Annotated in this window: 17 protein-coding genes; 12 read left to right on the top strand and 5 right to left on the bottom strand. The window is 56.9% G+C overall.

Annotated elements, in window-relative coordinates; translation table 11 throughout:
• Positions 1-181 precede the first annotated feature (181 nt).
• From cvpA to QLG03_RS09305, 3 genes are all read left to right on the top strand, one after another.
• On the top strand, positions 182-670 hold the full coding sequence (cvpA, locus tag QLG03_RS09315) for a colicin V production protein (RefSeq protein ID WP_023290523.1): 489 nt from the start codon (positions 182-184) through the stop codon (positions 668-670).
• Positions 671-703: 33 nt separating this feature from the next.
• Positions 704-2,221, top strand: coding sequence for an amidophosphoribosyltransferase (gene purF / locus QLG03_RS09310; protein ID WP_004180758.1), 1,518 nt, complete (start codon positions 704-706; stop codon positions 2,219-2,221).
• A 137-nt stretch (positions 2,222-2,358) separates the two neighbouring features.
• On the top strand, positions 2,359-2,943 hold the full coding sequence (locus QLG03_RS09305; protein WP_023290522.1) for a UbiX family flavin prenyltransferase: 585 nt from the start codon (positions 2,359-2,361) through the stop codon (positions 2,941-2,943).
• A 65-nt stretch (positions 2,944-3,008) separates the two neighbouring features.
• On the opposite strand, the gene QLG03_RS09300 is transcribed toward QLG03_RS09305, so the two are convergent.
• Positions 3,009-3,170 carry a hypothetical protein gene (locus QLG03_RS09300; protein WP_032424512.1) on the bottom strand — a complete coding sequence of 54 codons (162 nt, stop codon included), beginning with the start codon at positions 3,168-3,170 and terminating at the stop codon, positions 3,009-3,011.
• A 40-nt stretch (positions 3,171-3,210) separates the two neighbouring features.
• Between QLG03_RS09300 and argT the strand changes: the two genes are divergently transcribed.
• The 5 genes from argT to hisP all read left to right on the top strand — a co-directional run bounded on the left by argT (position 3,211) and on the right by hisP (position 7,290).
• The gene (gene argT / locus QLG03_RS09295; RefSeq protein WP_048336249.1) at positions 3,211-3,993 is read left to right on the top strand and encodes a lysine/arginine/ornithine ABC transporter substrate-binding protein ArgT; all 783 of its coding nucleotides are present in this window, start codon (positions 3,211-3,213) and stop codon (positions 3,991-3,993) included.
• A gap of 267 nt (positions 3,994-4,260) precedes the next feature.
• On the top strand, positions 4,261-5,043 hold the full coding sequence (gene hisJ / locus QLG03_RS09290) for a histidine ABC transporter substrate-binding protein HisJ (protein ID WP_002913209.1): 783 nt from the start codon (positions 4,261-4,263) through the stop codon (positions 5,041-5,043).
• Positions 5,044-5,109: 66 nt separating this feature from the next.
• On the top strand, positions 5,110-5,796 hold the full coding sequence (locus QLG03_RS09285; RefSeq protein ID WP_023290521.1) for a histidine ABC transporter permease HisQ: 687 nt from the start codon (positions 5,110-5,112) through the stop codon (positions 5,794-5,796).
• On the top strand, positions 5,793-6,509 hold the full coding sequence (gene hisM, locus QLG03_RS09280) for a histidine ABC transporter permease HisM (RefSeq protein ID WP_002913207.1): 717 nt from the start codon (positions 5,793-5,795) through the stop codon (positions 6,507-6,509). Before QLG03_RS09285 ends, hisM begins: the two co-directional genes overlap by 4 nt.
• Before the next feature lie 7 nt (positions 6,510-6,516).
• Positions 6,517-7,290 (top strand): histidine ABC transporter ATP-binding protein HisP, encoded by a 774-nt coding sequence (hisP, locus tag QLG03_RS09275; RefSeq protein WP_002913206.1) that lies wholly within the window; start codon positions 6,517-6,519, stop codon positions 7,288-7,290.
• A 5-nt stretch (positions 7,291-7,295) separates the two neighbouring features.
• Here hisP and QLG03_RS09270 read toward each other — a convergent pair whose 3' ends face one another.
• The gene (locus tag QLG03_RS09270; RefSeq protein ID WP_023290520.1) at positions 7,296-7,823 is read right to left on the bottom strand and encodes a GNAT family N-acetyltransferase; all 528 of its coding nucleotides are present in this window, start codon (positions 7,821-7,823) and stop codon (positions 7,296-7,298) included.
• Positions 7,824-7,951: 128 nt separating this feature from the next.
• Here QLG03_RS09270 and QLG03_RS09265 point away from each other — a divergent pair, with 128 nt between their 5' ends.
• Positions 7,952-8,059, top strand: coding sequence for a hypothetical protein (locus QLG03_RS09265; RefSeq protein WP_032429195.1), 108 nt, complete (start codon positions 7,952-7,954; stop codon positions 8,057-8,059).
• On the opposite strand, the gene QLG03_RS09260 is transcribed toward QLG03_RS09265, so the two are convergent.
• From QLG03_RS09260 to yfcG, 3 genes are all read right to left on the bottom strand, one after another.
• Complete coding sequence (locus tag QLG03_RS09260) at positions 8,039-8,932, bottom strand: TIGR01777 family oxidoreductase (RefSeq protein ID WP_255988986.1); 894 nt, start codon at positions 8,930-8,932, stop codon at positions 8,039-8,041. The two genes, QLG03_RS09265 and QLG03_RS09260, sit on opposite strands and share 21 nt — an antisense overlap.
• An 18-nt stretch (positions 8,933-8,950) precedes the next feature.
• Positions 8,951-9,313 carry a dihydroneopterin triphosphate 2'-epimerase gene (gene folX / locus QLG03_RS09255; protein ID WP_002913200.1) on the bottom strand — a complete coding sequence of 121 codons (363 nt, stop codon included), beginning with the start codon at positions 9,311-9,313 and terminating at the stop codon, positions 8,951-8,953.
• Between the two features lie 65 nt (positions 9,314-9,378).
• The gene (gene yfcG / locus QLG03_RS09250; protein WP_023290519.1) at positions 9,379-10,008 is read right to left on the bottom strand and encodes a GSH-dependent disulfide bond oxidoreductase; all 630 of its coding nucleotides are present in this window, start codon (positions 10,006-10,008) and stop codon (positions 9,379-9,381) included.
• Between the two features lie 180 nt (positions 10,009-10,188).
• On the opposite strand from yfcG, the gene yfcF reads away from it, so the two are divergent.
• From yfcF to yfcD, 3 genes are read left to right on the top strand one after another with little or no spacing between them, the layout of a single operon-like run.
• Positions 10,189-10,833, top strand: coding sequence for a glutathione transferase (gene yfcF / locus QLG03_RS09245; protein ID WP_048336248.1), 645 nt, complete (start codon positions 10,189-10,191; stop codon positions 10,831-10,833).
• A 56-nt stretch (positions 10,834-10,889) separates the two neighbouring features.
• Entirely contained in the window at positions 10,890-11,441 is a 552-nt protein-coding gene (yfcE, locus tag QLG03_RS09240; protein ID WP_282473620.1) for a phosphodiesterase, read from the top strand.
• Positions 11,442-11,498: 57 nt separating this feature from the next.
• Complete coding sequence (gene yfcD / locus QLG03_RS09235) at positions 11,499-12,050, top strand: NUDIX hydrolase YfcD (RefSeq protein ID WP_002913197.1); 552 nt, start codon at positions 11,499-11,501, stop codon at positions 12,048-12,050.
• Positions 12,051-12,094 lie beyond the last annotated feature (44 nt).

Below are 12,094 nucleotides of genomic sequence, written 5' to 3'. Positions count from 1 at the left end.
CTAAACGCCCCGCAAACCCTGTCTCAGCCGCCCTGAAGAGGCGAAAGGCAGTCTGGCGTTGAATGTTTTTTCAGCGCCATTTTTATTTCTGTAGGGCAAGGAAATCCCTACGCAAACGTTTTCTTTTTCTGTTAGAATGCGCCCCGAACTGGACGACAGGGCGTAAAATCGTGGGACGTATATGGTCTGGATTGATTACGCCATTATGGCGGTGCTGGGTCTTTCTTGCCTGGTCAGCCTGATCCGCGGCTTCGTTCGCGAAGCTTTATCGTTAGTCACGTGGGGTTGCGCGTTTTATGTCGCCAGCCACTACTACGCTGACCTGTCTGTCTGGTTTACGGGCTTTGAGGATGAACGGGTTCGAAATGGGATTGCTATTGCGGCGCTGTTTATCGTGACGCTCATCGTTGGCGCTATCGTGAACTATGTGATAGGCCAGCTGGTGGAGAAGACCGGTTTGTCAGGTACCGACAGGGTATTGGGGATCTGCTTCGGCGCGCTACGTGGGGTGCTGATCATCGCCGCTATCCTGTTCTTCCTTGACACCTTTACCGGGATGGCGAAGAGCGATGACTGGCAGCAGTCGCAGTTTATTCCCTATTTTACCCCCGTCATCAGATGGTTTTTTGAATACCTGCAAAGCTCGTCAAGTTTCTTGCCTAAAGTATAGACTTTGGGTCGTTGCTGAACGAGGAAAAGACGTATGTGCGGTATTGTCGGTATCGCCGGTGTTATGCCGGTTAACCAGTCGATTTATGATGCGCTAACGGTGCTCCAGCACCGTGGACAGGATGCCGCTGGCATCATCACCATTGATGCCAACAACTGCTTCCGGTTGCGTAAGGCTAACGGGCTGGTAAGCGACGTATTCGAAGCCCGCCATATGCAGCGTATGCAGGGCAATATGGGGATTGGCCACGTGCGTTACCCCACGGCGGGCAGCTCCAGCGCCTCCGAAGCGCAGCCGTTTTACGTCAACTCGCCGTATGGCATCACGTTGGCGCATAACGGCAACCTGACCAACGCCCATGAGCTGCGTAAAAAGCTGTTTGAAGAAAAACGCCGCCATATCAATACCACCTCAGATTCCGAAATCCTCCTCAATATTTTCGCCAGTGAGCTGGATAACTTCCGTCACTACCCACTGGAAGCGGACAACATCTTTGCCGCGATTGCGGCGACCAACCGCCTGATCCGCGGCGCGTACGCTTGCGTGGCGATGATCATCGGTCATGGCATGGTGGCCTTCCGCGACCCGAACGGCATTCGTCCGCTGGTGCTGGGCAAACGTGACGTAGGCGATGGCCGCACCGAGTATATGGTGGCCTCGGAAAGCGTGGCGCTTGACACCCTTGGCTTTGAATTCCTGCGCGATGTGGCGCCGGGCGAAGCGGTTTATATTACCGAGAAGGGCCAGCTGTTTACCCGTCAGTGCGCCGATAACCCGGTCAGCAACCCGTGCCTGTTCGAGTATGTCTATTTTGCCCGTCCGGACTCGTTTATCGACAAAATTTCCGTCTACAGCGCCCGCGTCAATATGGGGACTAAGCTTGGCGAAAAGATTGCCCGCGAGTGGGAAGATCTGGATATTGACGTCGTTATCCCGATCCCGGAGACCTCCTGCGATATCGCGCTGGAGATCGCCCGCATCCTTGACAAGCCTTATCGTCAGGGCTTCGTGAAGAACCGCTACGTCGGCCGCACATTTATCATGCCGGGTCAGCAGTTGCGTCGTAAGTCTGTGCGCCGCAAGCTCAACGCCAACCGTGCGGAGTTCCGCGATAAGAACGTGCTGCTGGTGGACGATTCCATCGTCCGCGGCACCACCTCGGAGCAGATCATCGAGATGGCGCGCGAAGCAGGGGCGAAAAAAGTGTATCTGGCCTCAGCCGCGCCGGAAATTCGTTTCCCGAACGTGTACGGTATCGATATGCCGACCGCCAACGAACTCATCGCCCATGGCCGCGAAGTGGATGAGATCCGCCAGATCATCGGCGCCGATGGCCTGATTTTCCAGGATCTCAACGATCTGATCGAAGCGGTGCGCGCGGAAAATCCGGATATTCAGCAGTTTGAATGCTCAGTGTTCAACGGCGTATACGTCACCCGGGATGTCGACCAGCAGTACCTCGATTACCTCGATTCCCTGCGTAACGATGATGCCAAAGCGGTCCAGCTGCAGAACGAAGTCGAAAACCTCGAGATGCACAACGAGGGTTAAGCCGTTCGCGCGTCGCGGGCCCGCCGTTTCTGATGGACGGCGGGCCTTTTTTTCGCCCGGCAACCGTGCGTCAATGGTTGCGCCAACGGCTATAATCCGGCAAAGTCTGCGGCACGACGCGCAAGGGGTAACTGAACGTGAAACGACTGATTATTGGCATTTCCGGCGCCAGCGGCGCCATCTATGGCGTGCGGATGCTGCAGGTGCTACGGGATGTGCCGGATATTGAAACCCATTTGATCCTCAGCCAGGCGGCGCGCCAGACGCTGGCGATGGAGACCGACTTTACCGTGCGTGAAGTACAGGCGCTGGCTGATGTGGTGCATGATGCCCGCGACATCGCCGCCAGCATCTCCTCCGGCTCGTTTAAAACCGCCGGGATGGTGATTTTACCCTGCTCAATGAAAACGCTCTCGGGTATTGTCCATAGCTACACGGATGGTCTGCTGACGCGGGCGGCGGATGTGGTGCTGAAGGAGCGTCGTCCGCTTGTGCTCTGCGTGCGGGAGACCCCGTTCCATCTTGGCCATCTGCGTCTGCTGGTGCAGGCCGCGGAGCTGGGGGCGGTGATTATGCCGCCGGTGCCGGCCTTCTACCATCGGCCGCAAAGCCTGGATGATGTTATCAACCAGACCGTCAACCGGGTGCTCGATCAGTTCGACATTAGCCTGGAACAAGACTTGTTTACTCGCTGGCAAGGGGCACAGGATTGCACTAAATAGGTGCGTGAAATGTACGCTTGCGCTGCGGTGGTGCAAATTTGTCGCCCCGATCAAATCCTCGACATTTATTTCGTCTTTTTGCGCTCAGGCGCTGCGGTTTCGCCAGTAATGCTGGTATCTTCCCTTTTAAGACAATCCTGCAACTTTATTTTAACAAATTTAACCCTGTTCCCGGCACGCACCGGGAAGATGGCACAAAAACTGCAGGATTGCTCGGCAATCACCATAACAAGCAACACACCACATCACGACACTTAAGGGTACTGTATGAAGAAGACGATTCTGGCTCTCTCTTTACTCGTGGGAATGAGCAGCACGGCCAGCGTGTTCGCTGCTCTGCCGCAGAGCATTCGCATTGGCACTGACGCGACCTATGCGCCGTTTTCGTCGAAAGACGCGAAAGGGGACTTTGTTGGCTTTGATATCGATTTAGGCAATGAACTGTGCTCCCGTATTAAGGTGAAATGTACCTGGGTCGGCAGTGATTTTGACTCCCTGATCCCCTCCCTCAAGGCGAAGAAAATTGACGCCATCATCTCCTCGCTCTCCATCACCGAGAAGCGCCAGCAAGAGATCGCCTTCTCTGACAAGCTTTATGCCGCCGACTCCCGTCTGATCGCGGCCAAAGGCTCGCCGATCCAGCCGACGCTGGAAGCGCTGAAAGGTAAACACGTCGGCGTGCTGCAGGGCTCCACGCAGGAAGCCTATGCTAACGATCGCTGGCGCAGCCAGGGCGTTGACGTGGTGGCCTATCAAAACCAGGACCTGATCTATTCCGACCTCTCCGCGGGTCGTCTGGATGCGGCGCTGCAGGATGAAGTCGCCGCCAGCGAAGGCTTCCTCAAACAGCCCGCCGGGAAAGATTTCGCCTTCGCCGGTCCGTCGGTTAAAGACAAAAAGTACTTTGGCGACGGCACCGGTATCGGCCTGCGTAAGGACGACGTCGAGCTGAAAGCCGCGTTTGATAAAGCGCTGGGCGAGATGCGCAAAGACGGCACCTACGACAAAATGGCGAAGAAATACTTCGATTTTAACGTCTACGGCGACTAAGACTGCCGCAGGCCCGCGCTATCGGGTGGGCCTGCCGCCATGTTCGTGTAAAAGCCCTGAAAAGGTGCATCGCCAGACGCTGTGGATCATATTAGTGCAAAGGCGGCCGCTTTTGTGGCTAAAAAATGCATAGTTAAGCGTTTGTGATGCAAAAAAATGGCCTTTCTGGTGCATAAATCTTTGCCCTCAAGGGGCGAATAATGGCACGATAACTGGTGTTAATAGTTCTAATAAACCCGTTAGAATGACAGTCTGTCGAGGATAGTTATGAAAAAACTGGCGTTGTCTCTCTCTTTAGCGCTGGCCCTTTCCAGCGTTTCCACGGTCTTTGCCGCTATTCCGCAAAAAATTCGTATCGGTACCGATCCGACTTATGCTCCCTTCGAATCGAAGAATGCGCAGGGGGAATTGGTGGGTTTTGATATCGATCTGGCAAAAGAGCTGTGTAAGCGTATTAATACCCAATGTACCTTTGTGGAAAACCCGCTGGATGCGCTGATCCCCTCTTTAAAAGCGAAGAAAATCGACGCGATTATGTCTTCGCTGTCGATTACCGAAAAGCGTCAGCAGGAAATCGCTTTCACCGACAAACTGTATGCGGCTGATTCGCGTCTGGTGGTGAAAAAGGGCAGCCCCGTGACGCCGGACCTCGCCACCCTGAAGGGGAAGCGCGTGGGCGTGCTGCAGGGCACGACGCAGGAAACTTATGGTAATGAGCACTGGGCGCCGAAAGGTATCGAGATTGTCTCCTATCAGGGACAGGACAATATCTATTCCGACCTGACCGCCGGCCGTATTGATGCCGCTTTCCAGGATGAGGTCGCGGCCAGCGAAGGGTTCCTGAAACAGCCTATCGGTAAAGATTACCAGTTTGGCGGTCCGTCGATTAAAGACGAAAAGCTGTTCGGCGTCGGCACCGGTATGGGGCTGCGTAAGGAAGACAACGAACTGCGTGAAGCGCTGAATAAGGCGTTTGCAGAGATGCGTAAGGACGGCACCTACGACAAGCTGGCGAAAAAATATTTCGATTTTAACGTATACGGCGAATAATTCTCACGCCTCACAACTGCGCGTCCGATTCACGCGCAGTGGTGGATGACAGACAGGGTAGGCAGCATGCTGTATGGGTTTTCACAGGTTATTTTGCAGGGTGCGCTCGTCACCCTGGAGCTTGCGCTCAGCTCGGTCGTTCTCGCCGTCCTGATCGGGCTGGCGGGCGCGGGCGCAAAGCTATCGAGCAACCGTCCTCTGGCGCTGGTGTTTGAAGGCTATACCACACTGATCCGCGGCGTCCCCGACCTGGTGCTGATGCTGTTGATTTTCTACGGCCTGCAGATTGCGCTCAACAGCGTCACCGACGCGTTGGGCATGTCGCAGTTTGATATTGACCCGATGATCGCCGGGATAATTACCCTTGGCTTTATCTATGGCGCCTATTTTACGGAAACCTTCCGCGGCGCCTACCTGGCGGTGCCGAAGGGGCATATCGAAGCGGCCACCGCCTTTGGCTTCAGCGGCGGGCAGACGTTCCGGCGCATCCTGTTCCCGGCGATGATGCGCTACGCGCTGCCGGGGATCGGCAACAACTGGCAGGTTATCCTCAAGGCGACGGCGCTGGTCTCGCTGCTGGGGCTGGAGGATGTGGTCAAAGCCACGCAGCTGGCGGGCAAAAGCACCTGGCAGCCGTTCTACTTCGCCATCGTCTGCGGTCTGATTTATCTGGTGTTTACCACCCTGTCTAATGGCGTACTGCTGCTGCTCGAACGCCGCTATACCGTTGGCGTGAAGAGGGCTGACCTGTGATTGAAATTATTCAGGAGTACTGGAAATCACTGCTGTGGACCGACGGGTATCGCTTTACCGGCGTGGCGATTACCTTATGGTTGCTGATCTCTTCGGTGGTCATGGGGGGCATCCTGGCGGTCTTTCTGGCAATCGGCCGCGTTTCGAGCAATAAGTTCATCCAGTTTCCCATCTGGCTGTTTACTTACATATTTCGCGGCACGCCGCTGTACGTGCAGCTATTGGTCTTTTACTCCGGCATGTACACCCTGGAAATCGTCAAAGGCACTGAACTGCTGAACGCCTTTTTCCGCAGCGGGTTAAACTGTACGGTGCTGGCGCTGACCCTGAACACCTGCGCCTATACCACCGAAATTTTCGCCGGCGCGATCCGCTCGGTACCGGCGGGCGAAATTGAAGCGGCGCGGGCCTACGGCTTCTCTTCGGTCAAACTGTACCGCTGCATCATCCTGCCTTCCGCGCTGCGGATTGCGCTGCCGGCCTACAGTAACGAAGTGATCCTGATGCTGCACTCAACGGCGCTGGCGTTTACCGCCACGGTGCCGGATCTGCTGAAAATCGCCCGCGATATCAACTCGGCCACCTATCAACCGTTCACCGCCTTCGGCATCGCCGCGGTGCTCTATTTAATTATCTCGTATGTGCTGATTAGCTTGTTCCGCAAAGCGGAAAAGCGCTGGTTGCAGCATATCAAACCTTCTTCAACGCATTGAGAACGCCATGTCCGACAATAAATTAAACGTTATCGATCTGCATAAACGCTATGGGGAACACGAGGTGCTGAAGGGCGTCTCGCTGCAGGCGAAAGCCGGGGACGTTATCAGTATCATCGGTTCATCGGGTTCCGGGAAAAGTACCTTTTTGCGTTGTATTAACTTCCTTGAAAAACCGAGCGAAGGCACGATCGTCGTCAGCGGCCAGAATATTGGCCTGGTACGGGATAAAGACGGCCAGCTGAAGGTAGCCGACAAGAACCAGTTGCGCCTGCTGCGCACCCGGTTGACCATGGTGTTTCAGCATTTCAATCTGTGGAGCCATATGACGGTGCTGGAGAACGTCATGGAGGCGCCGATTCAGGTGCTGGGCTTAAGCAAACAGGAAGCGCGCGAACGGGCGGTAAAATACCTGGCCAAGGTCGGGATAGACGAACGTCAGCAGGCGAAATACCCGGTGCATCTTTCCGGCGGCCAGCAGCAGCGTGTCTCTATTGCCCGCGCGCTGGCGATGGAGCCGGAGGTGCTGCTGTTTGATGAGCCGACCTCCGCGCTGGATCCGGAGCTGGTGGGCGAAGTGTTACGCATTATGCAGCAGCTGGCGGAAGAGGGGAAAACCATGGTGGTGGTGACCCACGAAATGGGCTTTGCCCGCCACGTCTCTTCGCATGTCATTTTCCTGCATCAGGGAAAAATTGAAGAAGAAGGGCATCCGGACGCGTTATTCGGCGCGCCGAAAAGCCCGCGCCTGCAGCAGTTTCTGAAAGGTTCGCTAAAATAAACGGCTCACCCGGCGTCCGCGGGCGCCGGGTGGGATCCACGCTCCAGCCGGTAGATCCAGTCATCGTAATCGACGCCGTTCAGATGATAGGCTTTCTCCAGCACCTGCGTGCGTACAAAGCCCTGCTTCTCCAGCAGGCGCGATGAGCCACGATTCTCTGCCAAAACCCAGGCATTGATAGCCCGCACCCCCAGCGTACTGAAACCATAATCGCAGATCGCCCGCAGCGCTTCGCTGGCATACCCTTTTCCCTGAGCCTCGGGCAGCAGCGCATAGCCGACGTCGGCCTCGTGCGGATTTTTAGGGCTGACGCGAAGCCCAATATCGCCCAGCGCATCGCCGCGCTGATTACGCAGAACATACACGCCGGGATCGGCGCAGCGACTGGCGAACACGCTGCGCAACGCCTCCTCGCTTAACATTTCGCCCATAAAACGCATCACCTGCGGATCCTGGCGCAGGCGCAGAAAAAAGGGCCAGTCATCGGTAACAAAGCGGGTAAGCGAAAGGCGAGGCGTGGTGATGGTCGTCATAAAGCAGTCAATACAAAGAAGGAAAGGCCTACCTTAGCACTTTACTCCGCCTGTTAACACCGGCGAACCGGCCCGCTGGCGATGAACTCAGGCGCTTCAGGGCGCGGGTTGTCCGGGATAGGGCGACGCTGCAGCGCCAGGCTGAGACCATCCTGGCGTGGGGCATTAGCCAGCAGAATGGAATCAGGGGAGCCAATGCTCCCCCGTGTCAGCCATTAACTCAGCACATCCTTTAGCGCTTCGTCGAGATCGTACCAGCGGAAGGCGAAGCCGGCGGCTTCCAGCCGCTTAGGCAGCGCGCGCTGACCGCCGAGCACCAGGACGGCCGATTCGCCCATCAGCAGGCGGATGGCGGCGGCGGGGACGCGGAAAATCGCCGGTCGATTGAGCGCATGACCCAGCGCGTGGGCGAACTGCTCGTTATGCACGGGATAGGGCGAAACCATATTGAACGGGCCGCGCAGATCGTTATCCAGCAGCCACAGAATGCCGTTAACCATATCGTCGATATGGATCCAGGCCAGGTACTGTCTGCCGCTGCCGATAGGCCCGCCGAGGCCGAGCTTAAAGGCTGGGGTCATTTTGCCGAGAATACCGCCCCGCGGCGCCAGTACCACGCCGGTGCGCAGCAGACAGACGCGAGTGCGCTCGCTTTGCGCTTCGCAGGCAATTTGCTCCCAGCGGGCGCAGAGCTTATGGGTAAACTCATTGTGCGGCGGCTCTTCTTCGGTCACCACCACTTCGCCGAGGTCGCCGTAATAGCCGGTGGCTGACCCGCTGATCAGCACGGAGGGAGGGGTGTCGCTGGCGTGGATCAGGCCCACCAACCGCTGAGTGAGATCCCAGCGACTATGGCATAAGCGGTGTTTCTGTTCGGCGGTCCAGCGTTTATCGGCGATGGGCTCGCCCGCCAGATTGATGACGGCATCGATGTCATTGAGGTGGTGATGGCCCTCGAAATCGCGCCACAGCGTGACGCGCGGATCGAGACGGGCGCGGGCGGTATCCGGATGCCGGGTGGAGACCGTGACGCTATGCCCGAGCTCCAGCAATCTGGGTATCAGATGTCGGCCAATCAGGCCGGTACCACCAGTAAGCAGGATCTTCATACCACCTCCCTGACATGGTTAGCGCCGCCAGCTCATGGTCATGGATACCGAGTCGGCATAGCGCAGCGCGTGAAGTTTATCGATCTCCACTTCAGCATATGTGACCCAGTGATGTTCGCATGCGATATTCAGCACATCCTGAGTTAATTTTTCCAGCAGTGAAAAACGACCATTCTCAAGATGGCTGATGATGCGTTTGGTAATGGTGCGGTAGTTCAACGCATCATTAATGTCCTCGCTGTCGCGCGCTTTATCGGCAGGGTAGTGAATGGCCACATTCACCACCACGTCCTGGCGGTTGGCGATCTCTTCCTCTTTAATACCAATAAAAGTCCGCAGGCGCAGGTTCTTAATACGAATAATGGCGTCTGGTTGAGACATTGCAGGCTTCCTCCGTGGTGTAAGTCCTGCAATCATACAACAAAGCGCGACGGGCGAGCAGGGGGTTAATAAGACTGAATTTTTAGCATCGCTTCCACCGTCGCCGGCCGCTGCTTAATGCGCTCATACCAGTTATGCACCGCCGGATAGTTCGCCAGATCGATCCGCTGGCGGACATGGCAGTTCACCCAGGGCCAGGCGGCGATGTCGGCGATGCTGTAGTGGTCCCCGCCCAGCCACGGGCTGGATCCCAGGCGGTGATTCAGTACCCCGTAGAGTCGCTGGGTTTCCACCTGAAAACGCTCAATCGCGTAGGGCACGGTTTGCGGCGCTGAGTGGGAAAAATGCTGATTTTGCCCCAGCATCGGTCCCAGGCCGCCGACCTGCCAGAACAGCCACTGCAGGGTGGTATAGCGCGCCCGCAGCTCCCCGCTCAGCAGCTTGCCGCTTTTTTCCGCCAGATAGAGCAGAATGGCGCCGGACTCAAAGACGCTCAACGGCGCGCCGCCGTCAGCAGGCATGTGGTCGACGATAGCCGGAATTTTGTTATTCGGCGAAATCGCCAGAAACTGCGGATGAAACTGCTCCCCTTTACCGATATCGACCCGGATTAGCCGATAGGCCAGCTGCGCCTCTTCGAGAAAGAGGGTGATTTTGTGGCCGTTTGGGGTGGGCGCATAGTAGAGATCGATCATAATATTTCCCGCCGTCGTGGGTCGCAAACTGATCGAGTATAGGTGAAGCTGCGCGACCCGGGAGAAAATCCGCGAGCGGCGCGTCGGTCTGTCGCCAGCCACGCAGCGGGCGAGCAGTGACATCGCCTGTAAGACAGGCTATGTTGGTTTATTGCCCTGTCTACCAACCCTGAGGAAGCTATGAGCCAGCCTGTGATTACCCTGTGGTCCGATGCCGATTTTTTCTCACCGTACGTGATGTCTGTCTATGTCGCGCTGCAGGAAAAGAGCCTGCCTTTTAGCCTTAAAACCATCGACCTGAACCGCGGCGAACATCTGCAGGCCGGCTGGACGGGCTATACCGCCACCCGTCGCGTACCGCTGCTGGAGGTTGACGATTTCGCGCTGAGCGAGTCTTCGGCGATTACCGAATATCTGGATGAGCGTTTCGCGCCGCCTGAGTGGGAGCGCCTTTATCCACACGATCTGCAAAAGCGGGCCCGCGCCCGGCAGATCCAGGCCTGGCTGCGCAGCGATCTGGTGCCCATTCGTGAAGAGCGATCCACCGCCGTGGTGTTTGGCGGAGTGAAAATGCCGGCGCTCAGCGAGGCAGGCAAGCGATCGGCGGAAAAACTGTTTGCCACCGCGACCACACTGCTGGCCCACGGCGGGCAAAATTTATTCGGCGAATGGTCTATAGCCGACGCCGACCTGGCGCTGATGCTCAATCGTCTTGTTCTCAATGGCGATGAGGTGCCGGAGGCGCTGGCGGATTATGCGGCGTTCCAGTGGCAGCGTGCCTCAATCCAGCGTTACGTGGCGCTTTCCGCCAAACGCGGAGGCTGATAACCCGCTGCGCTTCCGCTATCATAGAGGCATCGTAACCAGTGGAGATGGAACCTATGAAGCTGATGTTTGCCTCCGATATTCATGGTTCGCTGCCCGCCACGGAACGCGTGCTTGAACGTTTCGCGCAAAGTGGCGCCAGGTGGCTGATCATCCTCGGCGATGTGCTTAATCACGGACCGCGCAACGCGTTGCCGGAAGGCTATGCGCCGGCGGAGGTGGCCGAGCGGCTGAACAGCGTGGCGGAGCGCATCATTGCCGTCCGCGGTAACTGCGACAGCGAAGTGGATCAAATGCTGCTTCGTTTTCCCATGACCGCACCCTGGCAGCAGGTGCTTGGCGAAGGCTATCGCCTGTTTCTGACCCACGGTCATCTTTACAGCCCGGACAATTTGCCGCCACTTGCCGCTGGCGATGTCCTGGCGTATGGCCATACTCATATTCCGGTTGCTGAAAAAGGCGGGGCGATCTCTCTGTTTAATCCAGGCTCAGTGAGTATCCCGAAAGGGGGATATTCCGCCAGCTATGGGCTACTGGATGAGGGGCGTCTGCAGGTTTTAGCACTCAATGATAATCAGGTTATTGCAGAGGTCGCAGTTTACCCGTAATTTAGCCCTCAATCATAAAGACGCGCCGCAAGAGCGCTTTTAAAGTAAGGTTTCCTGATGGCGGAACAGAATCATTTGGCAAGCACAGAATGGGTCGATATTGTTAATGAAAACAATGAGGTGATAGCACAGTCCAGCCGCGAGCAGATGCGCGCGCAGTGCCTGCGCCACCGGGCGACCTATATCGTCGTTCACGACGGAATGGGGAAAATTCTGGTGCAGCGACGCACCGAGACAAAAGACTTTCATCCGGGCATGCTGGATGCCACCGCCGGCGGCGTCGTGCAGGCTGATGAGCAATTGCTGGAGTCGGCCCGCCGCGAGGCGGAAGAGGAGTTAGGCATCGCCGGGGTGCCGTTCGCCGATCACGGCCAGTTCTACTACGAAGATAAATTCTGCCGCGTCTGGGGAAGCCTGTTCAGCTGCGTTTCCCACGGGCCGTTTGCCCTGCAGGAAGAAGAGGTAAGCGAGGTGTGCTGGTTAACGCCGGAAGAGATCACCGCCCGCTGCGATGAGTTCACGCCCGACTCCCTGAAAGCGCTGGCGCTGTGGATGACCCGCAACGCCGGTAACGAGTATGATGACGCGGAAGAGAGCGAGCGCGAATAATCGCGCGAACGCGTGGCAGCAAACGCTGTTCGCCTCCTGACAAA

Origin of the sequence: Klebsiella sp. V115_8 (genome assembly GCF_029967715.1) — a bacterium.
Taxonomy (GTDB): Bacteria; Pseudomonadota; Gammaproteobacteria; order Enterobacterales; family Enterobacteriaceae; genus Klebsiella; species Klebsiella quasipneumoniae.
Note: the sequence above shows the minus strand (reverse complement) of the source record. Positions and strands in the feature narration are given on the sequence as shown.